This window comes from Arthrobacter sp. P1_B11, assembly GCF_056406715.1.
The window spans coordinates 16,003-39,141 of the sequence record NZ_JBFTZQ010000002.1 but is presented as its reverse complement, the minus strand read 5'-3'; the positions used below and the strand labels follow the sequence as shown (position 1 = coordinate 39,141).

Genomic DNA, 23,139 nt, shown 5'->3' with positions numbered 1-23,139 from the left:
GTGTAACCAGCGCTGAGCACCAGCCACGACCTGAGCCCAGACACTCCCACCCCCAGCATCAAGACACCAGACTTTCAACGAGCCGAGGAGCACACCATGTATTCAGCAATCAAGGACCAGCTGCGCAGCGAACTGGAGGAGATCCGCGAGGCCGGCCTCTATAAGACCGAGCGCCACATCGACTCCGCCCAGGCCAGCCACATCACGGCCGGCCAGATCGGGCAAGCGGGGTCACCCGTGCTGAACTTCTGCGCCAACAACTACCTGGGCCTGGCCGACCACCCGGACATCATCGCCGCGGCCAAGTCCGCCATGGACGAGCGCGGGTTCGGCATGGCGAGCGTCCGGTTCATCTGCGGCACCCAGGACCTCCACCTGCAGCTTGAAGCCCGCGTGTCGAAGTTCCTTGGCACCGAGGACACCATCCTGTTCTCCAGCTGCTTCGACGCCAACGGCGGCGTTTTCGAATCGCTGTTCGGCCCGGAAGACGCCGTCATCTCCGACGCACTGAACCACGCCTCGATCATCGACGGCATCCGGCTCTGCAAGGCGCAGCGCTTCCGCTACGCCAACCAGGACATGGCAGACCTTGAGGCGAAACTCATCGAAGCGAAGGACGCCCGCCGGAAAATCATCGTCACGGACGGCGTCTTCTCCATGGACGGCTACCTTGCGCCGCTGGAGGCCATCTGCGACCTCGCCGAAAAGCACGATGCCCTGGTGATGGTGGATGACTCCCACGCCGTGGGCTTCATGGGCGCCACCGGAGCGGGAACCCCGGAACACGCCGGCGTGTCTGACCGGGTGGACATCTATACCGGCACGTTCGGCAAGGCACTCGGCGGCGCCTCGGGCGGCTACGTCTCCGGCCGCAGCGAAGTGGTGGCGATGCTCAGGCAGAAAGCCCGCCCGTACCTGTTCTCCAACTCCCTGGCCCCGGCCATCGTTTCGGCCACCATCAAGGCACTGGACCTTGTGGAGACCTCCGGTGAGCTGCGGACCCGGCTGTTCGAGAACGCGGAACTGTTCCGCCGCCGCATGACGGAGGAGGGTTTTGACCTGCTCGACGGCGAACACGCGATCGTTCCGGTGATGTTCGGCGATGCCGTCGTTGCAGCAAAAGTGGCCGACCAGATGCTGCAGAACGGCGTCTTCGTTACGGCCTTCAGCTTCCCCGTGGTGCCGCGCGGCGCGGCCCGCATCCGCGTGCAGCTGTCCGCGGCGCACAGCGCCGACGACGTCGAAACCTGCGTGCGGGCGTTCGTCAAGAGCCGGAACGCCGTCGCCGCCTAGCATCTGCAAGGGTGCCTAACATCTGCAAGGATGTAGCCATGGCAGCAACTTATGACGTGGTGATCGTTGGAGGCGGGATCGCGGGACTGTCCCTGGCATCCGCCCTGGCCGGAAAATGCAGCGTGGCACTGGTCGAAGCCGAGCAGCAGTTGGCGTACCACACCTCCTCCCGCTCGGCCCGGCAGCTCATCCCCAGCTACGGCCCGCCCGTGGTCCAGGAGCTGACGGTCCGCACCCTGGAGCTGATCGCGGCCAGGGATGCCTCGCTGCCCGAACCTGTGCTGTCCCCGCGGAGCTTCATGCTGGTCGGCAACGAGGAAACCGTCAGGGCCGAAGCCAGCGGCCACATGCGGATGGTCAGCCACGCGGAAGCGCTGGCGCTGTGTCCTGTCCTGGAACCAGGGTCATTCTCCGCTGCAGGCCTGGACACGGGATCGTTCGGCTGCAACGCGCCGGTCCTGCTTGACGACCACCGGGCACGGGCCGAAGGTGCGGGCGTGGACATCATCACCGGCGCGCGGCTGCATTCGGCGCAGCGGCTTGGCAGCGGCTGGGAGATCGGCGCTGGCCAGGAGGCCTTCCAGACCGGCGTCGTGGTCAACGCGGCCGGGGCATGGGCGGACGAAGTGGCCGTGGTCAGCGGCGTGGAAAAGCTCGGACTCCAGCCGTACCGGCGCACGGCGGCGATTGTCGGCGTCGAGCATTCCCTGCCTGTTGGAAGCCCCATGGTGGCGGCAGCGGACGACTCCTTCTACTTTCGGCGGGAGGGCAACGATGTTCTTGTCTCGCCGTCGGAACACGTCGCCAGCGGGCCGGAGGATGCCCGGCCGTTCCCCGGCGATGTCGAACGGCTCATAGCCCGCCTCAACACCTTGACCACGCTGGGGATCAGCGCCGTCCGCACTGCATGGACCGGCCTGCGCACCGAAGCGGCCGATGGCGTCCCCGTCGTGGGCTTCGACGCCGAGGCCACCGGATTCTATTGGCTGGCTGGCCAGGGCGGGTACGGCTTCCAGACTTCGTCTGCGATTGCCGAGCTCGCAGCGGCACAAATCCTCACCGGACCCCAAAATGGCACCGGACAGGCCACCAGTCCGGAATCCCGGACAGCGGACGCGCTGGCCGCGACGCGCTGGTCCATCCGGCGCTGAAGAATGGGTTCATGACTACCCTCATTACCAACCTCGGCGAGCTGATGACCCAGGACCAGGACCACCGCGTCCTCCGGAATGCCGCCGTGGTGATCGAGGGGGAGCGGATCGCCTGGCTCGGGGCGGCGGCGGACGCACCGGCGGCGGACGAGTCGGTGGACGCCGGCGGCAGGGCCCTTCTGCCTGGCTGGGTGGACTCGCACACGCACCTCATTTTCGCCGGTGACCGGACGGCGGAGTTCGAAGCCCGGATGGCCGGAGAGATCTACAGCGCAGGCGGCATCGCCGTCACTACAGGAGCAACGCGCAGCACCGGGGACTACGACCTCACCCGGCTCGCGATGGGCCGCGTGGCGGAAGCGGTGTCGCAGGGCACCACGTATGTGGAGACTAAGACAGGGTACGGCCTGGACGTTGAGCAGGAGGCGCGCAGCGCACGGATCGCGTCGACAGTGGCCGATGAAGTCACGTACCTCGGTGCGCACCTGGTGCCTGCGGACATGGACGCCGACGAGTACACCGACCTCGTGTGCGGCCCGATGCTGGATGCGGTCCGCCCGTACGTGACGTGGGCCGACGTGTTTTGCGAACGGGGCGCCTTTACCGAGGAGCAGTCGCGCCGTGTGCTTCAGGCCTGCCGCGACGCCGGACTCGGGCTGCGCGTCCACGGCAACCAGCTGGGTCCGGGCGCGGGCGTCCAGCTCGCAGTGGAGTTCCGTGCGGCCAGCGTGGACCATGTGAACTATCTGTCCGATGAGGATGTGGAGGCGCTGGCCGCCAGCTGGTCCGGCTGGAGTGCGGGGGCAGGTGCCGGTTCGGATAATCGCGGCACCGTGGCCACCTGCCTGCCGGCGTGCGACCTTTCCACCCGGCAGCCCCTGGCGCCCGCCCGCCGGCTCCTGGATGCCGGCGTGCCAGTGGCCCTGGCCTCCAACTGCAATCCCGGGACGTCGTACACGAGCTCCATGGCATACTGTGTCACCACTGCAGTGCTGCAGATGCGGCTGAGTGTCCACGAAGCGGTCCGCGCGGCGACGTACGGCGGGGCCCTTGCGCTGGGGCGCGAGTCCGGGACCGACATCGACGGCGAACGCGCGGTGGGCTCGATCGCCGTCGGGCACCGGGCTGACTTGCACCTGCTCAACGCACCGTCGGCCACGCACCTGGCCTACCGGCCGGGCATGCCGCTGACGCACGCGGTCTGGCGCGCCGGAGTGCGCGAGAGGTAACCCTGATCCCTGGGGATAATGACGGGAACTGATCGTTTAGGGTCTGTTACAATCAACAAACGTCACTTTCTGGTGACGGTTTGATCCCCGAGAGGCTAGCTACGCATGACCCGCACCGACCGACTGACGGCAATCCTTGATCTCCTTGCCGAAACCGGGCAGGTGGAGGTGGAGGAAATCGTCACCCAGCTCGGCGTTTCGCCGGCAACGGCCCGGCGGGATCTGGACAGCCTGGCCAACCGGCGTCTGCTGACCCGGACCCGGGGCGGAGCCACAACAGGTGCCCTCGCCTACGACCTGCCCGGCCGGTACAACCGGGACGACCACGCGGCCGCCAAGCAGCAGATTGCCCTCGCCGCCTCCGCGCTTATCGCGCCCGGCATGGTCATCGGCCTCTGCGGCGGCACCACCAGTACCGCCCTCGCGCAGATCCTGGCAACCCGCGAGGACCTCAATTCCCCGTCCAACCAGCCCACGCTGACGGTGGTTACCAACGCCATCAACATCGCCGCGCAGCTGGCGGTGCGGCCCAACATCAAGGTTATGGTGACCGGCGGCATCCTGAACCCGCGGTCCTATGAGCTTGTGGGCCCCTACACGGACATCATCATGCAGAAGGTGGTGCTGGATATCGCGTTCATCGGCGTCAACGGCATTGATCCCGAAGTGGGACCCACCAATACCGGAGAAGGCGAAGCCTCCGTCAACGCGCTGCTCGCCAGCAGGGCCAGCATTTCCTATGTCCTTGCGGACTCTTCCAAGGTGGGCCGTCGGGCTTTCGCGACTATGGACGGGTACGCGTTCACGCGGCTGATTACCGATTCGGGCATCTCGGCCCAGGACAAAGCCGCCTTTGAAGCCATCGGCACGGACGTCATTGTGGCGCCGGAAACGCCCCGCACACGCAAGTCCTAAGGCCGCTCCGGCCCAGGGAGAACCGATCAGGGCCCAACCGATCAGGCCCTAGAAGAACACGGGAGGCGCGTCGAGCACTGTCTCGTCCACGCGGCGCTGCACCCATTGCGTGAACGGCTGGTCGAGTTCGTACTTGCCGTCCTCGGTGCGCATCAGCATGCGGATCTCAGCGTTGTCCGGGTTGTTCAGCGACTCGAAGTATTCTACGGACCAGTGGAACCAGCGCATGCAGAACAGGCGCATGGTGAGGCCGTGCGTGACAAGGAGGGTATTGGCGGAGTAGTCCGGCTTGGCCCAGTGGCGGTAAAGAGTCTCCATGAATGACGAAATGCGGTCGTAGACGTCCGACCCGGACTCGCCCTCCCGGAAGCGGTAGAAGAAATGCCCGTAGGCGTTGCGCAGTTCTTTCTGGTCCTCGATTTCGCCGGCTATTTGGAAATTCGCCCAGTCCTGCTCACGGAGCCGCGGCTCCTCGACGACCCGTTCCGTGAGGGAGCCAAGGTTGAGCGCTTCGAGTGTCTGGTAGGCGCGCAGGTAGGGCGAGACGTAGACGGACACCTCTTGGCCGTCCAGCTCGCGCCGGATGCGCTCACCGGCAGCCTTGGCCTGCTCAATACCCAGGGGAGTCAGCGGAATCCGGTAGTCGGGCACCCTGTTGTAAATGGAGGTGTCGGCATTGGCGGCGGACTGGCCGTGCCGGATCATGATGATTTTCCCGGGCGCACTCATACTTCCCCAGCATAGGGGCCGCCGCGGAGGAGGCAGGTTCCTGAAGTAATACAGTGTCCGGAAGCCAAACAGGAAAGTACCAGCAACTGCAGGCAAGATAGGAACATGTTGGTTCCTTCCCGCCGTCGCCTGCGGATCGAAGTCTGGATAGTCCTGGGACTGTCGTTGGGGCAGTCCGCCGTGTACTCCGTGGTGCAACTCCTGGACAAGATGACCCGGGCGCCGCTGGCGCAGGGCACGTCCACGCTGAACCGCTCGCAAAGTACACGGGAATATTTCGATCTGACGTACCAACTCCTGGATATCATCTTCGCGCTGGTGCCCGTCTTGCTGGTGATCTATTTCCTGACGGAGCACCGCCAGACGAAGGCAGGAACGGGCTATGTGGGTGGCTCTGCATTCCAGAAGCTGGGTTTCAATTTCGCCCGCCCCGGAAGGGACCTGCTGCAGGGCGTCGGGCTGGCCGCTTTGATCGGCATACCATCGCTGGGCCTCTACGCGGCAGGGCGGGCGCTGGGCATCACGACGGCGATCATCCCCAGTGCCCTGAACGCGTACTGGTGGACGGTTCCCGTGCTGATTCTCTCCGCGGTGCGGCACGCGGTCGTCGAGGAAGTCATCGTGGTGGGCTACCTCCTGGACCGGTTCGGGAAGTTCGGCTGGTCCGTGCCGCTGTCAATCTTTGCCAGTTCCATGCTCCGCGGCAGCTACCACCTGTATCAAGGGTTCGGGCCCTTCATTGGCAACGCCATCATGGGCGTGGTGTTCGCCTGGGTCTACACCAAAACCCGACGGGTGATGCCACTGGTCATAGCCCATGCACTGCTGGACATTGTGGCGTTCGTCGGCTTCAGCCTGTTCGGAAAGGCCGTCGGGCTGGGCTAAGCATTGGGTAACTAGGCGTTAAAGTAATTCGGCCGCCATCGGTGGGTGACGTCGTTGGCACCCGCTGATGGCGGCCGAAGCTTGTTGGCAGCGCGCTGCGTCAGATTGTGACGGCGCCCGCTGCAGTTTCAAACGTGACGGACAGGATGCCCGGGGTTCCGTGCGGAGCGACCCAGTTCACGGCGACGTCCTCGAGGGGCCGCTCTACGGGTTCGCCGAGCCATTCGGTAACGCGCTCGGCGGAGCCTGCGATGGTGAGACTGGACATCTTGACGTTGCTGTCATAGGCGTTGGACGGGTGAAGCCCCGGATCGCCTTCCCACTTGAGCATGTACGGAACCTGCGGGTCTGCAATGAGGCCCAGGATTCCGATCTGCTTCCACACGAGTTCACGGCCGTCCGGGAACTTGCGGTTGCCGTTGACGGCGGAACGTCCCAGACGGTCCTCAAACGGGGCGAGGTCGTCCACTTCGACGCACCATCCCATCCAGCCGCCACCGGCAGCGGACCGTGCGCGCACGGCCTGCCCGAACGGAGCTTTATCCGACGCCGGGTGGTCCAGGACCTCCACGACCTCAAGGTACTTGTGCCCGGCGAGCGGGATAATCATGTTCCGGGTTCCGAAACGGGGGTGCACTCCACCCTTCACGGCTTCGACGCCGAGGGCGGACGAAATACGTTCGGTGGTGGCAGCCAGGCCATCGTGTTCACAGGCGTAAGAGACGTGATCCATGCGCATGCCCTCATCTTGGCATCTTGTGACGCGGCTCTCAGCTAAGGGAAGCCTAACCCTCATGGGACGTCCGGGTTTGCGGAAGTTTCGTCGCAAGCTTTGAACGGCTCTGGCTCCCGATGGTGTTGCCGGGAGTCACACAGCCGTCACAATCTTCGCGTGGGCGGCGCCCTCTTTCGTAAACTTGCCCTAGGTCATGAGTGCCAGCAACAGCCCCGGCTTGCTGGCCGGCAACCCTCCTTCCGCGGTGGGGTGCCCCGGGTGAAGACCTGGCCCGCCGGTCAGCTGGCGGCGGGCAAGCGCGTAGAAGAGGTTTACCTATGACGATTTCCGTTACCCGCACAGAAGTTCCGAATGTCGAAGTTACGGATGGCGCTGCGGTTCCCGGTGGCACTGCGGTTACGGACGGCACGGCAGTTAAGGATGGGACAGTCCAGTACGTCAACATCGGCAACCTTGAGCTCGAGGCCGGCGGATTCCTGCCCGACGTCACCCTCGCCTATGAAACCTGGGGGACGCTCAACGAGGACTGCTCGAACGCCATTCTCGTGGAGCACGCCCTGACGGGCAGCACGCACGTTACCCGCGGCACGGACGACGAAGAAGGCTGGTGGGAGCAGCTGGCCGGTCCCGGCGCCCCGGCGGATACGGACAGGTTTTTCGTCGTCTCCATCAACATCGTCGGCGGCTGCTACGGATCCACGGGGCCGTCGTCGGCTGCTCCGGACGGCAGGCCGTGGGGTTCACGCTTCCCGCTGGTCACGCTCCGCGACACCACCGCGGCCGAAGCGCGGCTTGCGGACCAGCTGGGCATCAGCAGCTGGTACGCCGTCCTTGGCGGCTCCATGGGCGGAGCCCGGGCGCTGGAGTGGGCCGTCACCTACCCGGAGCGGGTGCGGCGCTGCGGCGTTATTTCCATCGGCGCCAGCAGCACGGCCGAACAGATCGCCTTCGCACAGGCACAGACGCTGGCGATCCGGCAGGATCCTCACTTCAACGGCGGCGACTACTACGCCGGCCCGGTGCCCGAGGCCGGACTGGCGCTGGCACGGCGGATTGCGCACATCACCTACCGGTCCGCGCAGGAGCTGGATTTCCGGTTTGGCCGGAACGCCCAGGCCAGCGAGGCGCCGTTGCGGGCGGATGCCCTTGCTGCCCGCGGCCGGTACCAGGTGGAAAGCTACCTGGACCACCAGGGGAGCAAGCTCGTGGGGCGCTTCGATGCCAACAGTTACATTGCAATCACCGAAGCGCTGATGAGCCACGACATCTGCCGCGGGCGCGGATCGCTGAAGGAGACTCTGGCGCGGACCACCGCCGACTTCTTTATTGCGGCCGTAAACACAGACCGGCTTTACTTCCCCTCGCAGTCCCGGGAGCTTGCAGACGCACTGCCGGGTGACGTGGACGTCCATGTGATCGAGGCGCCGATCGGCCATGATGGCTTCCTCACCGAGATCGGGCAGCTGGACGCGCAGCTCCGGGGAGTCTTTTTCGCCTGAATCTTGCCTGAATCTTCGCCTGAGCCGACGCTGAGCGGACGCTGCACCCAAGCTGGACAGCTTGGCGCCAGCACCTCCCGAATGTGCATTTATGCAGATGCGTTCTGCACTTTTTGTCGTTGAGCTTGCAGCAATGGCAGACCATACTCGTTGGAACCGGTGATTCGTGGTGCACATCACACACGTCCGCCAAAGTCAGGTCCCAGTGGCGTCGAGGGAGACGCCGAAGGAGTTCACAATGAGTACGGAAAACTCCGCCGCAAGGCGCGTAGAGGAACCCGATGTCAAGGCATCAGGCCTAAAGAAAGTCGTTACGGCCTCCATGGCCGGCACAGTAGTCGAGTGGTATGAGTTCTTCCTCTATGCCTCCGCAGCCACCCTGGTGTTCGGCAAGATGTTCTTCCCCAATTCGGGGACGGAGCTGGACGGGATCATCGCCGCATTCGTCACGTACGCGGTCGGCTTCGTTGCCCGGCCTATCGGCGGCATCGTCTTCGGCCACTTCGGGGACAAGTTCGGCCGGAAGCAGCTGCTCCAGCTGAGCATCATTCTCGTGGGCATTTCCACGTTTGCGATGGGCTGCCTGCCCAGCTTTGCGCAGATCGGCTACTGGGCACCGGCCCTGTTGGTGTTCCTGCGCTTCGTCCAGGGCTTCGCCGTCGGCGGCGAATGGGGCGGCGCAGTGCTCCTCGTGGCAGAGCACAGCCCGAACAAGTCGCGCGGGTTCTGGGCCAGCTGGCCGCAGTCCGCCGTGCCGATGGGCAACCTGCTGGCCACCGGCGTCCTCTTCACCCTTTCCTCCACGCTGTCGTCCGGGGACTTCCTCGGCTGGGGCTGGCGCGTTGCGTTCTGGCTCTCCGCGGTGATCGTCATCATCGGCTACTACATCCGCACCAAGGTCCAGGACGCACCCATCTTCCTGGAGGCCCGCAAGGAAGTCACGGTCGAGAAGAAGGGCTACGGCGTAGCCGAAGTGTTTAAGCGCTACCCGCGCGGCGTCTTCACTGCCATGGGACTGCGGTTCGCGGAGAACATCCTCTACTACCTCGTCGTTACGTTCTCCATCACGTACCTGAAGGTCGTGGTCCAGACCGACACTGCCCGGATCCTGCTCCTGCTGCTCGTGGCCCACTTCATCCACTTCTGCGCCGTGCCGCTCGTGGGCAAGCTCTCCGACTCGCTCGGCCGCCGTCCGGTTTACATGGCCGGAGCGATTCTCGGCGGAACCTGGGGCTTCTTCGCCTTCCCCATGATGGACACCGGCAATGACATGACCATCCTCGCGGCGATCACGATCGGCCTGCTGTTCCACGCCCTGATGTACGCAGGGCAGCCGGCGATCATGGCCGAGATGTTCCCAACCCGGATGCGCTACTCAGGCGTCTCCCTCGGCTACCAGGTGACGTCGATCGTCGCCGGTTCACTGGCGCCGATCATCGCCACGTCGCTGCTGGGCAGTTTCAAGTCCTCCACCCCTGTTGCCCTTTACCTCGCGGCAGCCTGTGTGGTGACCGCCGTCGCGGTGTTCTTCCTCAAGGAAACCCGCGGCGTCTCGCTCCGGGACGTCGACGCCGCCGACGCCCGCGGCACCGCCGACCTCCTGGCGGCTGCCAGGAAGTAAGGGCGGCCATAGCCAGAAACAGCTGCCCGGACCCGCGACTGACGCAGGCCCGGGCAGCTGCGTGTCAGCCATCGATGCAGAAGACAGGAATCACCATGCGAGCAGCCGTCCTTTATTCCACCGTTCCGAGTCCCACCGATTCTTCCGGAACCAGCTACGCAGAAGCGAAGCCGCTCGTGGTGCAGGAACTGGACCGACCGGAACCGCGCGCCGGAGAGCTCGGCGTTGCCATCACCTACTCCAGCCTTTGCCACTCAGACCTGTCGGTGGTGGACGGTTCCAGGGTGAGGCCGCTTCCCATGGCGCTCGGGCATGAGGCCGTGGGCCGCGTCGTGGCCCTGGGAGCAGGCGTAACGGACATTTCCGTGGGGGACCACGTGGTGCTGGTCTTCGTGCCGAGCTGCGGGGATTGCCGGGCCTGCCGCTCGGGGCGCCCCGCACTCTGCCACCGGGCCGCTGAAGCCAACGGTTCCGGCGACCTCCTGCACGGGGAAGCGCTGCTGCGGACGCCGTCGGGGGAGCGGATCAACCACCATCTCGGAGTCTCTGCCTTTGCGGACTACGCAGTGGTGGCCAGGGAATCCGTGGTGGCCATTGACGACGACGTCCCGGACACGGTGGCGGCCATGTTCGGCTGCGCCGCACTCACCGGCATGGGGGCAGTGCTCAACACTGCCGCCGTCAAGGCCGGCCAGTCGGTTGCGGTTTTCGGACTGGGGGCCGTGGGGCTCTCCGCCGTCATGGCGGCGGCCCTCGCGGGCGCCTCGGGGGTGATCGCCATTGACCCTAACACGAGCAAACACCAGCTGGCACTGGAGTGTGGCGCAACGGCAGTGGGCACGCCGGATGATGCGCCGCGGCTGATCGCGGAGGCCACCGGCGACGGGGTGGACGTTGCGATCGAAGCCGTGGGTTCGGCCCGGGTGATTGCGTCCTGCCTGGAGCAGGTGACGAGGGGCGGCGCCGTGGTCTCGGTAGGCCTCCCGCATCCGTCCGCGGAGCTGACAGTCCCGGCCCTTCAGTTCGCGGGCGCAGGCAAGCGGCTGCTGGGCTCCTACATGGGTGACGCCGTGCCCAGGCGCGATATTCCCCTCTATCTGGGCTACTGGCGCGAGGGCCGGCTGCCCGTTGAGCTGCTGCACACGGATACGAAGCCACTGGCCGAGATCAACGAGGGGCTCGACGCCCTGGCCGCCGGAAAAGTGGTGCGGCGGCTGTTCCAGGCCTGACGCCATTCAGCGAGCCAGCAACTCCTGGCGTTCCTGTACTTCCTCCCGGATCGCCGCAATGACGGCCTGCACCCGGCCGGACCGCAGCGATTCGGGGCGCGCCACCGCCCAGATGGGGAGCTGTCGCTGGAAGTCGTGGGGAAGCACCGGCACGAAGTCCGGCTTGCCCGCCACCATGAAATTCGGCAGCAGGCCGATTCCCGCACCAAGGCGCACCGCCTCCACCTGGGCAAAGATGCTGGTGGCCTGGAAGCTGGACTTCGGCATCGGCAACTGCGAGGAGCGGTGTCCCAGCTCTGCCACCTGGAGCGCAGATTCAACGTAGGACACGAAGCCGTGCTGCCCCACGCCGTCGAGCGTTTCAGGCAGGCCGTGCTCGGCGGCGTACGCAGGGCTGGCGTAAAGCCGCAGGAAATAGTTGGTCAGGAAAATTGTCTGAGCATTGCTGACATCGGTCCGGCCGACCACGACTTCGAGGTCCACGCCGGACCGGTTCTGGCTGACCTTACGGGTGGCGCTCAGCATCTCCACATTCAGCAGCGGGTGCCGGCGCTGGAGCCGGACCAGGGCGGGCGTGACGAATTCGGCGCCGAAGCCGTCCGACGTGCTGATCCGCACCAGCCCGGAGAGGGCATTTTCGTCGCGGCCGATGAGGCCGGACAGCGATCCCAGCGTCTCCTCAATGGCTTCGGCAGCGGCCACCGCCGACGCCCCAAGCTCCGTGAGTTCCCAGCCGTGCGGGCTGCGTTCCAGGGTGCGCCCGCCCAGCTGTTTGTCGAGGGCCAGGATCCTGCGGGAAATCGTGGTGTGCGTGGTGCCCAGCGTCTCGGCTACGGCGTTGAACCGGCCCAGGCGGGCCACGGTCAGCAGGATCAGCAGGTCGTCCGGACTCGGAAGCCGCCTCACGTGGTGTGCCTTTCACTCGTATGTGCATCAATGCACATGCCCTCTGTACTTTTTCCCCTTGATTGCACTGTAACAGGGTGTGATGGTGGACACAGGACTTCCGGCTAGGCCGGACACGAAGCAAAGGAGCTTATGCCATGGCAGTAGTCGGTTGGATCGGTCTGGGGAACATGGGCGGTTCCATGTCAGCAAACCTGGCAAAGGCAGGGCACGACGTGCGGGGATTCGACCTGAATCCCGCCGCCGTCGCCGCCGCAGAAGCTGGCGGAGTAAAGCCGGTGAAGAGCATCGCGGACGCCGTGAACGGCGCCGACGTCGTTTTCACCATGCTGCCCAAGGGCGAGCACGCCAAGGCCGTTTACCTCGGCGAGGAGGGCGTCCTGGCGCTCGCCGACGCCCGGACGCTGCTGGTGGACTCCTCGACGATCGACATCGCCTCCGCCCAGGAACTGCACGACGCCGCTGCTGCCGCCGGCTTCCGCTTCGTTGACGCGCCCGTCTCGGGCGGCATGAGCGGGGCCAAGGCGGGAACCCTCACCTTCATGGTGGGCGGCGAAGCGGGCGCCGTGGCTGACGCCACCGGGTACATCGAGCCCATGGCGTCCAACATCATCCCCACCGGAGGTGCCACCACGGGGCAGGCTGCCAAGATCTGCAACAACCTGATGCTCTTCATCAACCTTGCGTCCACGGCCGAGGGTGCCGTGCTGGCAGACCGGCTCGGCCTGGACAAGCAGGTGTTCTGGGACATAGCGTCTGTCTCCTCGGGGGACAGCTGGGCCCTGCGCACCTGGTATCCCGTTCCGGGCGTGGTCTCCACCGCCGCTTCAAACAACGATTTTGCGCCCACGTTCACGACTGAGCTGGCCAACAAGGACATCGGCCTGGCCATCAGCGCCGCCGAGGACACCGGAACGCCCCTCGAAATCGGCAAGCACGTCCAGCAGCTGTTCCAGCAGCTCATCGACGCCGGCGAGTCGGGCAAGGACTGCTCCATGATCATCAAGCTCGTAGACGGCTCGCTGGGGTCCGCCCGGTAGCAGCCGAGTTCAGGAAATCCCACCAGGCCCCTTCGCCGGAACGGCACGTACATTCGCCGTGCCCCGGATCGCCTTGCACTAAGAAAGAGACACCCATGGAAACCATTCCGCATTTCATCAACGGCAGCCGCGTCGGCGATGCCGATCGCTTCGGCCCTGTCTTCAACCCGGCAACGGGGGAGCAGGAGAAAGAGGTTGCCCTCGCCTCCGCCTCCCGGGTCGAGGAAGCCATCGCGGCCGCCAAGGCTGCCCTTCCCGGATGGCGGGCCACCAGCCTGGCCAAGCGCACGAACATCTTCTTCCGGGTCCGCGAAATCCTGACGCAGCGAAAATCAGAACTGGCGGCCATCCTCACCAGCGAACACGGCAAGGTGCTTTCCGATGCCGAAGGCGAGATCTCCCGTGGCCTCGAGAACATCGAGTTCGCCACCGGACTGTCCCACATGCTCAAAGGCGAGCGTTCAGAGCAAGTCTCCAGCGGCGTCGACGTTCACTCCGTCCGCCAGCCTGTCGGCGTAGTGGCATGCATCACTCCCTTCAACTTTCCGGCGATGGTGCCGCTGTGGATGATCGGCAGCGCGCTGGCCTGCGGCAATACCGTGCTGCTGAAGCCCAGCGAGAAGGACCCGTCCTCGGCCGTGTTCATCGCTGAGGTCTTCGCCGAGGCCGGGCTGCCGGCGGGCGTGCTGAACGTGGTCCACGGTGACAAGGAAGCGGTGGACGTCCTGCTTGAACACCCGGATGTGAAGGCTGTCAGCTTCGTGGGATCCACGCCTATCGCGCAGTCCATCTACAAGCGCGCGGCCGATCACGGCAAGCGCGTCCAGGCCCTCGGCGGAGCCAAGAACCACATGGTGGTCCTGCCCGACGCCGACCTCGACATGGCGGCCGACGCAGCGATCTCCGCGGCTTACGGATCCGCCGGTGAACGCTGCATGGCGGTCAGCGTGCTGGTGGCCGTCGGGAACATCGCCGATGACCTCGTGGCCGCAATCACCAGCCGCATGGCCACACTGAAGATCGGTCCCGGCACCGACCCGTCATCGCAGATGGGGCCGCTGATCACCGCGGAACACCGTGACAAGGTCGCCTCCTACGTGGCCGGCGCCGAAAACGAAGGTGCCACGGTCGTCGTCGACGGCCGCTCGCAGCAGTTCGATTCGAACGGCTTCTTTATCGGCGTCAGCCTCGTGGATCACGTGAAGCCCGGAATGAAGGTCTACGACGACGAAATCTTCGGCCCGGTCCTGTCGGTTGTGCGCGTTGATACCTACAACGACGCCGTCCGGCTGGTCAACGAGAACGAGTTCGGCAACGGCGTTGCCATCTTCACCCGCGATGGGGGCGCCGCGCGGCAGTTCGAGTTCGACGTCGAAGTCGGCATGGTGGGCGTCAACGTGCCGATCCCGGTACCCGTGGGGACCTTCTCCTTCGGCGGCTGGAAGAACTCCCTGTTCGGCGACACCCACATGTACGGGCCGGACAGCATCCGCTTCTACACGCGGGGCAAAGTGGTCACCACCCGGTGGCCGGACCCGTCCACGTCCGTCATCGACCTCGGATTCCCGCAGGTCGACTAAACGGACAACCGGTCGTCAGGCAGTCCAAGCCTCTGGCCTGCAGACAGCCCGTGCCCCGCCGCCAAAAGCAGCGGGGCACGGGCTGTTTCAGGTTCCTGCGAGGCTGCTCCACTGATCCAGTTCCGCCAGATTGGGTGCTTGGAACCGCTGCGAGGCCGACGGCGGCGGAGGAGTGCCGGGGGCGGCCGCCTCCCGCAGTGGATTGGGTTGCGGCCGCCGGTCAATGTCCGGGCCACAACGCGCAGACGCGACGTTAAATGTCGGTGGTGCCTGGAAGACTCAGTTCATGGATGCAGAGTCTTTCTACGGTCGAGGATCGGGTGCCTAAAATGGCTTCCAGGGCCGCGGGTGCTGTGACGGTCACCGAGGTGGCTGGCTTGCTCGCTGCTGTCCGCCCGAGGGCCGACAGCGCTGGGCTGATCGACCAGCTGCGAGGACTGGAGGACCTGAAGTCCGCCGCGGCCGCGTTGCAGGCGCGCATGACTGTGGCCTTCGATCTGCAGCAGCGCCGCGCCCAGGCCCGGGCCGGTGTTCCGGCGGCGGAACTGGGCAAGGGCGTCGCCGCGCAGATCGCCCTGGCCCGGCGGGAGTCCCCGGCCCGGGGTGGGCGGCTCCTGGGCCTGGCGAAGGCCCTCGCCACCGAAATGCCGCACACCCTCGCGGCCCTTGAGGCCGGTCAGCTAAACGAGTGGCGCGCGACGCTGCTGGTGAAGGAAACGGCGTGCCTGTCCGCCGTGGATCGCTGCGCCGTCGACGAGGAACTGGCGGCCGACGCCGGGACGCTGAGCGGTGCCGGTGACCGGGCCATCATCGCCGCGGCGCGTGCCGTGGCCTACCGGCGGGATCCGCGTTCCGTCACGGAGCGGGCCGGCCACGCCGCCGCGGAACGGCACGTTAGCCTCCGCCCGGCCCCGGACACCATGGCGCTCCTGACCGCCCTGCTCCCGGTCACCGCAGGGGTCGCGGTCCATGCCGCCCTGACCCGGCACGCGGACTCCCTGCGCTCGGCCGGGGATCCCCGCTCCCGCGGACAGATCACGGCCGATGGCCTGGTCGAAAGGATCACCGGCACCCCCGGCGGGATCACCGGGATCGAGATCCAGCTCATCATGACTGACCGCACCCTCTTCCAGGGCGACTCCGAACCGGCCCGCCTCCCCGGCTACGGTGTGGTCCCGGCAGGCTGGGCCAGGAGTGCCGTCACGCCAGCACGCGCAGGCGTCAGCGGCAACGGCGATGCCGGCGCCGCCTTCGCAGAGCCGGCCCCGGGGAATGCCGCCGTTAACGTCTGGCTGCGCCGGCTCTACACCGCACCGGGCAGCGGAGAGCTCGTCGCGATGGACTCCCGCGCCAGGCTCTTCCCCGCCGGGCTGCGGCGCTTCCTCCAGGCCCGGGATGAGACCTGCCGCACGCCCTACTGCGACGCCCCGATCCGCCGCCACGACCACATCATCCCCTGGCACCGCGGCGGCACCACCACGCACGGGAATGGTGCAGGGCTCTGCGAGGCCTGCAACCAAACCAAAGAAACCCCCGGCTGGACAGCGAAGCCCCGCTCCGGGCCCGTTGGCACGGGCCGGCTTAGGCACACCCTCGAGATCCGGACCCCGACCGGCCACACTTATCACTCGACCGCACCACCACCGCCCGGAACGCGCCAACCCGGCGTTACGTTGACAGGTACTACGTTGATGGGCATTAGGTTGACAGGCACTGGGTTCTCAAACCGGCGTCAACGCCGCGAACTCCTCCGGCGCGCCAAGACGCTCAAACGCGCCAGTCGCAATGGCGCATTGGCGGCGTAAAGCCGCTCCCAATCGTAAAGACGCCCCCACCATGGGGGCGTCCACGAATTACCTCATCACTCGTCGGCAACCCTCATGGCCGAAGGCGGTGGCGTCGCCGGATAAGTTCGGATGAAGCCGGGCGCCAGTTGCCCGGGCCTAACCGTTCATGATGTCGTTGCGCCGGGTCATGTACTCCTCCATGGAGATTTCTCCGTTGCTGTACTGCTGGTCGAGTTCGGCCAGCTTGCGCGCGCGGAAGCCCTGCGGGGCCGACGGCGGCGGGGGCATCGAGGGGGCAGCTCCGTGCTGTGGCTGCGGGTGTTGCGACCGGGGAGGGCTGGCATTGAATTCCRGGCTGTCCTCGTAGGGGACCTGTCCCTGATAACCCTGACCCTGGTAGCCCGGGCCCATGGATCCAGGCTGGCTCGGGCCAGCGCCGGGATACTGGGAGTTCGGGTACTGGGGGCTCGGGTACGGCTGCCCCGGGTATGGCTGGTCCAGCGGGGGAAGCTGCTGCTGGCCTCCGCCCGGGGGAAGGCCAAAGCCGCCGCTGAGGTAGTCCTGCTGGGTGTAGCCGTCCCGCGGCTGGTTGTTCGGCCGGCCCTGGTAGGAACCCGGGAACTGGTCCGGATACTGTCCGGAGAAATTCTGGCCTTGGTTCCGCCTCTGGACGGACCTCCGGTACATGCGCATTCCCATGGGGATGAGGAACGACAAAACAATGATCCAGAAAAACATGTTGTTCACGGTGCTGGGCCTCTCATGAGTGTCAATCCAGCTTAGTCCCCGGATCAAGGAGTGAGCCGGACAAGGAGCGGAGGCCGCCGGGTCACGAGACGCTACGCAGTGCTGTCCGTGCAAGCCCCGTGCCGTCCGTTCAGATGCGGGTCGTCGGCATTCCGAGGAACCCGCTATACCTTTCCACGGCCTGGGCCACCGCCGCCGCTGTTCCCTGGCCGTGCGTGGCCGCCTCCGATGCACCTCCGGCCGAAGGGCCGCTGGAAACGGCCATCCGGACGTCGAGTTCGCAACGCTGGTCGGGCGAAGCGGGCCGTACAAAGGTGTGCCGCCACGAGCCAGCCATCGCGCCGTCCAGCAGAACCACATGCATGGGAGTGTCATCCACCGGAAGGGCTGGGGCGACTCCGCCGAGGTAACCACGGGAGGCCGAGTACCCCATGATGTATTCGTCATAGCATTGGACCAGGTCGATGCGCGGGGAATGGTTGACAACGCCGTTACCGGCGCCGGCATCGCCGCGGGGGAAATCTTCCGGGCCGCGATAAAATACGACGCCGTCAATCACCGCGGTCTCCAAAGCCGCCGGATCGTCCGCCAGGACAAGCGACAGCCCCTGCCATACATCCGCCATCGTCTGCCCGGACCAGTCTGCGCAGTCCTTGACTGTGGCGGGTCCGCGGCTCCGGAAGTACCGCATTGCCAGGGCAGCGAGGGACTGTTCCCTTGGCGCCGCCGTCGCCTGTTTGGACGCCGCCGCTGTGACACGTTCGTCGAATGCCGCATACGTCTGCCGGAGCGCGCCGCCGGCACCCCGCACAGGTGTGCCGCTCACGAGCACGCCGCTGATCTCGGCGTGCATGATGAGGTACGCCAGGACGAGTCCCTTCGCGGGGAACCCCGCGCGCTGCAGTTCCGCCGCCAGCTGCTCCCGTGTGCGGTGCCGGGCGCCTGCGACCGCCGCCGCAAGTATTTCTCCGCTTCTTCCGGCCGTGGCCGCATCAATCCCGGTCCGTCGGTACATGCCGCCGTTGGCCTGGTGCAGGCGCGGTGCGGACAGGGCCCGGAGCCAGGGCAGATCATCGCGGTGCACAAAATGCCACGTGGGCCGGAGGATATGCGTCCGCAGGATCCGCCCGTCAGCGACGGCCCGCTCCACGTCGTCCGCCGTAGCGCCGGGCGTCCGCTGGGCAAGCGACCAGCGGGCATACGAAAACTCCTGCGCCTGAACGGCCAGCAGGTTTTTCAGGGCGTCCTCAGGCGAGGCCGCCAACGGGGCGCGGAGCTGCTGGCTTGCGAGCCTGATCCGGACGACGTCGTCCGGGCTAAGTCCGGGGTCGCTTCCTGCGGTGCCCGTCGTCATGCCGCATGGCCGTACGCGGCGTCGCGGCGGCTACCGGCGCACAGCATCTTCGGACCCGAGCGGACCTTCGCCGGAGCCCAGCGGGACACCCGGGCCGAAGACGGGTCCCGGCGTCGGGCGTTTGGGGGTGATGCCATCACCGGAGGAGCGGTGGCGCAGCCGGCGGACCACCCACGGCACGAAGTACTCCCGCGCCCAGACCAGGTCGCCGGTGCGGGCTTCGCGCCAGCTGCGCGGCGGCAGCGGTTTGGGCGACAGGGGTTCCAGGCTGTGCTGTACGTTCAGCGCATCGAGCACCATGGCAGCAATCGTGTGGTGGCCCAGCGGGGAGAAGTGCAGGCGGTCCTCGTTCCACATCTGCGGATCCTTCAGCTGCCTGAGCGACCACATGTCGGCGATGATGGCATCATGCCGGGCGGCGATGGTCCGGAGATTCTCGTTGTAGATGGCCACCTTGCTGCGTACCCGGCCCAGCACCGAGGACCCGGTATCCGGGCCGTTGAACAGGACCACCGTTGCACCGCTCATCCCCAGGATCTGCACCACGGGGTCGAGCTTTTCGGCCAGGGCGTCAGGGTCCCCGCCGGGGCGGATGAGATCGTTTCCTCCTCCTGAAAGGGTCACGAGGTCAGGTTTCAGGGCCACGCACGGGGCAAGCTGCTGGTCGATGATCTGCTGAAGCAGCCGGCCGCGCACGGCCAGGTTGGCGTAGGCGAAGTCGTCATGGCCGCGTCCCAGTTCCTCTGCCACGCGGTCGGCCCAGCCGCGGTAGCCGCCCGGGCTGCTCGGTTCGGGGTCGCCGATTCCCTCCGTAAACGAGTCGCCCATTGCGACGTAACGGCTCCATGGGTGGCGGCCTGACGGGCCTTGGGGACTCTGCATCGATTCCGTTCCGCTCACCTTCACATCCTGCACCGTCCCTGCCAAGCTACGCCACTGTAGGTAGCCACCGACGGGTAACTGTAAGAATGGACCCATGACTTTAGCCGACTCATTTCCTGCCCCCGTCGTTTTGTGGTCCAAGCCGGAGGAAGCCCGGGCCGGCAAGCCCCTGCTGGTCCTGCTGCACGGCTACGGAGCAAACGAACAGGATCTCCTCAGCCTGGCGGACATGCTCCCGGACGACTTCGCAGTGGCGTCCGTCCGCGCCCCCATTGCCATGGGCCCCGGCTTTTCCTGGTTCCCTTTGACCGGCTCGATCGAATACTCCGTCGATGCGGTCAAGGCTGCCTCCGGCTATATTCTTGACTGGATCGACGCCGTCAAGGCCAACCATCCGTCCGTCACGCTCCTCGGGTTCTCCATGGGCATGGCCATGGCCACCACCCTGCTTCGGCAGCGCCCCGCCGACTTTGCCGCCGTCGTCGGGCTCTCAGGTTTTGTTGTGGATGCGGGCGCCGACGGAGAGTTCCGGGACGCCGAGCTGGACGGCACTGTGCCCCTGTTCTGGGGCCGGGACCAGCAGGATCCCGTCATCACGCCGGACAAGATCGAGTACACGATGGGCTGGGTCCGCAGCCATGTGAAGCTGACCAAGGTCCTGTACACCGGAATGTGGCACGGGATCAACGCCCAGGAAATCGGCCACGTGTCAGAGTTCCTCACGCACGAGGTCCTGAGCAAGTAGCCGTTGGCGGCTAAAGTTCTGGCGTCCCCGGGATTATGCGCCGGCCGCGCTGATCCGGACGGTGCGGTTGTTGACCGTGACAGTGTCACCGTGATGGAGCTGCCGGCCGCGCCTGTCGTCGATTTCGCCGTTGACCTTGACCAGGCCGTTCTTGATCAGCTCAGTGGCCTCGACGCCGTCCTCCACGAGGTTCGCGAGTTTCAGGAGCTGACCGAGGCGGATCATGTCGTCGCGGATGGGGATGTCTTCGATTTCCTGGTTGCTCATACAAGCAATAATGCCCGAACTAAGGTGAACCCAATGACCCACGCACCGCGGCTGCCCCTTGCCGCAGGCCTTCTGATGGCCGTGGCCGCCGGCCTCGCCATCCCCGTCCAGGGGCGGATCAACGGTGCCCTCGGCGCCCGCCTCGGAGACGGAATCGCCGCCGCCGTGGTCAGTTTCAGCACCGGACTGGTGCTGATGATCCTCGTCTCGCTGGTCCTGCCCCGGGGGCGGGCCGGCCTTGCCCGGATCCTGCCCGCCGTGCGGGAGCGGCACTTCCCGCCTTACTACGTCCTTGCCGGCGGCATCGGCGCGTTCTTCGTCTTCGCCCAGTCCTTCACGATCGGGCTGCTCGGGGTCGCCCTGTTCACCGTGTCCACCGTCACGGGCCAGACGCTCAGCGGGCTGCTCGTGGACAGGCTCGGAATTGGTCCCGGCGGCAAGAAAGCGGTGACGGGCATCCGCGTGATCGGCTGCATCCTCACCATCGCTGCAGTGGCCTGGGCAGTGTCGCCCCGCTTCGGGGCAGGCGCCCCCTCCGGCGGAACCTCCGGCGGAGACCCCGCCCAGCTCATCCTGCCGGTGATTCTTCCCGTCCTGGCCGGGTTCCTCATGAGCTTCCAACAGGCGATGAACGGCACCGCCACCATGCACTACGGCACCCCGATCGCCGCCACCCTGGTGAATTTCGTTGCCGGCACCACCGTGTTGTGGGTCGCCTGGCTGATCAAAGTGGCCGTCGCCGGTGCTGGCAACCCGCTGCCGGCCGAGTGGTGGTACTACCTCGGCGGCCCGATGGGCTGCGTGTTCATCGGCATCGGAGCCCTGCTGGTGCGCAGCCTCGGTGTGCTGGTGACCGGGCTCGGCATGATCGCGGGCCAACTCCTGGGCTCGTTGGGGCTGGACCTCCTGGTTCCGTCGCCCGGCACAGTGGTGGAGGTTCCCACGGTGCTCGGCACCCTGCTGACCCTCGGAGCCATCGTCGTCGCCACGCTTCCGTGGCCGCGGGGAGCGTTCCGGAGGTAGCGCCCGGTAGGCTAGGACACGCAGCTTCCTGCACCGTTTTCCCCTTCGCATACCCCCGCCCGGCAACCAGCCGGAGTTCCGGGGCAAGACACCGCGGACCGCACCCAGCGGCCCTGTAGAAATTGGAGTTCCCATGGCAGCAAAATCCGTCCTCGACCAGGTCATTTCCCTTTCCAAGCGGAGAGGCTTCGTTTTCCAGGCCGGCGAGATCTACGGAGGCTCCCGTTCCGCCTGGGACTACGGCCCCCTCGGTGCAGAGCTGAAGGAGAACATCAAACGCCAGTGGTGGCAGTCCGTGGTACGCGGCCGCGAAGACGTTGTCGGCCTTGACTCCTCGGTGATCCTGCCCCGCCAGGTATGGGAAGCTTCCGGCCACGTCGATGTCTTTTCCGACCCGCTGGTGGAATGCCTTTCGTGCCACAAGCGCTACCGCGCGGACCACCTCGAGGAAGAATACGAGGAAAAGAAGGGCCGCCCAGCCGAAAACGGCCTCAAGGACATCGCCTGTGCCAACTGCGGCACCCGCGGCGAATGGACCGAACCGCAGGAATTTTCCGGCCTCCTGAAGACCTTCCTGGGCCCAGTTGCCAGCGAGGAGGGCCTGCATTACCTGCGCCCGGAGACCGCCCAAGGCATCTTCGTGAACTTCAACAACGTGCTCACCACGTCCCGGAAGAAGCCGCCGTTCGGCATCGGCCAGATCGGCAAGTCCTTCCGCAACGAGATCACGCCAGGAAACTTCATCTTCCGCACCCGCGAGTTCGAACAGATGGAAATGGAATTCTTCGTCGAGCCCGGCACCGACGAGGAATGGCACGAGTACTGGATGAAGGAACGCATGGCCTGGTACACCGGCCTGGGCATCCGTGAAGAGAACCTCCGCTTCTTCGTGCACCCGCAGGACAAGCTCAGCCACTACTCCAAGGGCACCACGGACATCGAATACCGCTTCGGCTTCCAGGGCTCCGAGTGGGGCGAGCTCGAGGGCATCGCCAACCGCACGGACTTCGACCTGTCCACCCATGCCAAGGCCTCGGGCACCGACCTGAGCTACTTCAACCAGGCCACGAACGAGCGCTACACCCCGTACGTCATCGAGCCGGCCGCCGGCCTGACCCGTTCCTTTATGGCCTTCCTGGTGGACGCCTACACGGAGGATGAGGCCCCCAACGCCAAGGGCGGAGTGGATGTGCGCACCGTGCTGAAGCTTGACCCGCGGCTGGCGCCGGTCAAGGCCGCCGTCCTTCCGCTGAGCCGCAACGAGGACCTGTCCCCGAAAGCCAAGGACCTCGGTACCCAGCTCCGCAAGAACTGGAACATCGACTTCGACGATGCCGGTGCGATCGGCCGCCGCTACCGCCGCCAGGACGAGATCGGAACCCCGTTCTGCATCACCGTGGACTTCGACACGCTGGATGACCAGGCTGTCACCATCCGTGAGCGCGACACCATGAGCCAGGAGCGCGTCTCCCTGGACAAGGTGGAGGGCTACCTGGCCGCACGGCTGATCGGCGCTTAACC

Annotated in this window: 21 protein-coding genes and 1 riboswitch; of the genes, 14 read left to right on the top strand and 7 right to left on the bottom strand. The window is 66.1% G+C overall.

Annotation, left to right across the window (positions count from 1 at the left end; all coding sequences use genetic code 11):
- Nucleotides 1-96: 96 nt before the first annotated feature.
- The 4 genes from AC1D14_RS02415 to AC1D14_RS02400 all read left to right on the top strand — a co-directional run bounded on the left by AC1D14_RS02415 (nt 97) and on the right by AC1D14_RS02400 (nt 4,588).
- A complete protein-coding gene (locus AC1D14_RS02415; protein ID WP_230118987.1) occupies nt 97-1,293 on the top strand; it encodes a glycine C-acetyltransferase in 1,197 nt (398 codons plus the stop codon).
- 38 nt (nt 1,294-1,331) lie between these two features.
- Nucleotides 1,332-2,444 carry an NAD(P)/FAD-dependent oxidoreductase gene (locus AC1D14_RS02410; RefSeq protein WP_230118988.1) on the top strand — a complete coding sequence of 371 codons (1,113 nt, stop codon included), beginning with the start codon at nt 1,332-1,334 and terminating at the stop codon, nt 2,442-2,444.
- 11 nt (nt 2,445-2,455) lie between these two features.
- Nucleotides 2,456-3,673: an imidazolonepropionase gene (gene hutI / locus AC1D14_RS02405; protein WP_476967999.1), complete on the top strand. Its 1,218-nt coding sequence runs from the start codon at nt 2,456-2,458 to the stop codon at nt 3,671-3,673.
- 105 nt (nt 3,674-3,778) lie between these two features.
- The gene (locus AC1D14_RS02400) at nt 3,779-4,588 is read left to right on the top strand and encodes a DeoR/GlpR family DNA-binding transcription regulator (protein ID WP_230118990.1); all 810 of its coding nucleotides are present in this window, start codon (nt 3,779-3,781) and stop codon (nt 4,586-4,588) included.
- 48 nt (nt 4,589-4,636) lie between these two features.
- Here AC1D14_RS02400 and AC1D14_RS02395 read toward each other — a convergent pair whose 3' ends face one another.
- Entirely contained in the window at nt 4,637-5,317 is a 681-nt protein-coding gene (locus tag AC1D14_RS02395; protein WP_230118991.1) for a histidine phosphatase family protein, read from the bottom strand.
- A 105-nt stretch (nt 5,318-5,422) separates the two neighbouring features.
- On the opposite strand from AC1D14_RS02395, the gene AC1D14_RS02390 reads away from it, so the two are divergent.
- Nucleotides 5,423-6,202, top strand: coding sequence for a CPBP family intramembrane glutamic endopeptidase (locus AC1D14_RS02390; RefSeq protein WP_230118992.1), 780 nt, complete (start codon nt 5,423-5,425; stop codon nt 6,200-6,202).
- Nucleotides 6,203-6,302: 100 nt separating this feature from the next.
- Here AC1D14_RS02390 and AC1D14_RS02385 read toward each other — a convergent pair whose 3' ends face one another.
- On the bottom strand, nt 6,303-6,941 hold the full coding sequence (locus tag AC1D14_RS02385; RefSeq protein WP_230118993.1) for a VOC family protein: 639 nt from the start codon (nt 6,939-6,941) through the stop codon (nt 6,303-6,305).
- Between the two features lie 186 nt (nt 6,942-7,127).
- A riboswitch (SAM riboswitch) is annotated at nt 7,128-7,243 on the top strand.
- Between the two features lie 12 nt (nt 7,244-7,255).
- On the opposite strand from AC1D14_RS02385, the gene metX reads away from it, so the two are divergent.
- The 3 genes from metX (at nt 7,256) to AC1D14_RS02370 (ending at nt 11,287) form a co-directional block, all read left to right on the top strand.
- On the top strand, nt 7,256-8,437 hold the full coding sequence (gene metX, locus AC1D14_RS02380; RefSeq protein WP_230118994.1) for a homoserine O-acetyltransferase MetX: 1,182 nt from the start codon (nt 7,256-7,258) through the stop codon (nt 8,435-8,437).
- A gap of 238 nt (nt 8,438-8,675) precedes the next feature.
- The gene (locus AC1D14_RS02375; protein WP_476967998.1) at nt 8,676-10,058 is read left to right on the top strand and encodes an MFS transporter; all 1,383 of its coding nucleotides are present in this window, start codon (nt 8,676-8,678) and stop codon (nt 10,056-10,058) included.
- Nucleotides 10,059-10,153: 95 nt separating this feature from the next.
- A complete protein-coding gene (locus AC1D14_RS02370) occupies nt 10,154-11,287 on the top strand; it encodes a zinc-dependent alcohol dehydrogenase family protein (protein ID WP_230118996.1) in 1,134 nt (377 codons plus the stop codon).
- A 6-nt stretch (nt 11,288-11,293) separates the two neighbouring features.
- On the opposite strand, the gene AC1D14_RS02365 is transcribed toward AC1D14_RS02370, so the two are convergent.
- A complete protein-coding gene (locus tag AC1D14_RS02365) occupies nt 11,294-12,193 on the bottom strand; it encodes a LysR family transcriptional regulator (protein WP_230118997.1) in 900 nt (299 codons plus the stop codon).
- A 137-nt stretch (nt 12,194-12,330) separates the two neighbouring features.
- Here AC1D14_RS02365 and mmsB point away from each other — a divergent pair, with 137 nt between their 5' ends.
- From mmsB to AC1D14_RS02350, 3 genes are all read left to right on the top strand, one after another.
- Nucleotides 12,331-13,233, top strand: a complete 903-nt coding sequence (mmsB, locus tag AC1D14_RS02360) for a 3-hydroxyisobutyrate dehydrogenase (protein WP_230118998.1) — start codon at nt 12,331-12,333, stop codon at nt 13,231-13,233.
- A 95-nt stretch (nt 13,234-13,328) separates the two neighbouring features.
- Nucleotides 13,329-14,813 carry a CoA-acylating methylmalonate-semialdehyde dehydrogenase gene (locus tag AC1D14_RS02355; RefSeq protein WP_230118999.1) on the top strand — a complete coding sequence of 495 codons (1,485 nt, stop codon included), beginning with the start codon at nt 13,329-13,331 and terminating at the stop codon, nt 14,811-14,813.
- 329 nt (nt 14,814-15,142) lie between these two features.
- Nucleotides 15,143-16,618, top strand: coding sequence for an HNH endonuclease (locus AC1D14_RS02350; RefSeq protein WP_476967997.1), 1,476 nt, complete (start codon nt 15,143-15,145; stop codon nt 16,616-16,618).
- A gap of 138 nt (nt 16,619-16,756) precedes the next feature.
- Here the strand turns inward: AC1D14_RS02350 and AC1D14_RS02345 are convergent, their stop codons facing one another.
- The 3 genes from AC1D14_RS02345 to AC1D14_RS02335 all read right to left on the bottom strand — a co-directional run bounded on the left by AC1D14_RS02345 (nt 16,757) and on the right by AC1D14_RS02335 (nt 19,583).
- Nucleotides 16,757-17,338, bottom strand: a complete 582-nt coding sequence (locus AC1D14_RS02345) for a hypothetical protein (protein WP_476968053.1) — start codon at nt 17,336-17,338, stop codon at nt 16,757-16,759.
- 139 nt (nt 17,339-17,477) lie between these two features.
- A complete protein-coding gene (locus AC1D14_RS02340) occupies nt 17,478-18,701 on the bottom strand; it encodes a winged helix DNA-binding domain-containing protein (RefSeq protein WP_230119002.1) in 1,224 nt (407 codons plus the stop codon).
- Nucleotides 18,702-18,731: 30 nt separating this feature from the next.
- Nucleotides 18,732-19,583, bottom strand: coding sequence for an SGNH/GDSL hydrolase family protein (locus AC1D14_RS02335; protein ID WP_230119044.1), 852 nt, complete (start codon nt 19,581-19,583; stop codon nt 18,732-18,734).
- A 94-nt stretch (nt 19,584-19,677) separates the two neighbouring features.
- Between AC1D14_RS02335 and AC1D14_RS02330 the strand changes: the two genes are divergently transcribed.
- A complete protein-coding gene (locus tag AC1D14_RS02330; protein WP_230119003.1) occupies nt 19,678-20,328 on the top strand; it encodes an alpha/beta hydrolase in 651 nt (216 codons plus the stop codon).
- Between the two features lie 33 nt (nt 20,329-20,361).
- On the opposite strand, the gene AC1D14_RS02325 is transcribed toward AC1D14_RS02330, so the two are convergent.
- Complete coding sequence (locus tag AC1D14_RS02325; protein ID WP_230119004.1) at nt 20,362-20,595, bottom strand: RNA-binding S4 domain-containing protein; 234 nt, start codon at nt 20,593-20,595, stop codon at nt 20,362-20,364.
- A 33-nt stretch (nt 20,596-20,628) separates the two neighbouring features.
- On the opposite strand from AC1D14_RS02325, the gene AC1D14_RS02320 reads away from it, so the two are divergent.
- The gene (locus tag AC1D14_RS02320; protein ID WP_230119005.1) at nt 20,629-21,618 is read left to right on the top strand and encodes a DMT family transporter; all 990 of its coding nucleotides are present in this window, start codon (nt 20,629-20,631) and stop codon (nt 21,616-21,618) included.
- A gap of 133 nt (nt 21,619-21,751) precedes the next feature.
- Entirely contained in the window at nt 21,752-23,137 is a 1,386-nt protein-coding gene (locus tag AC1D14_RS02315; RefSeq protein ID WP_230119006.1) for a glycine--tRNA ligase, read from the top strand.
- Nucleotides 23,138-23,139: the final 2 nt, after the last annotated feature.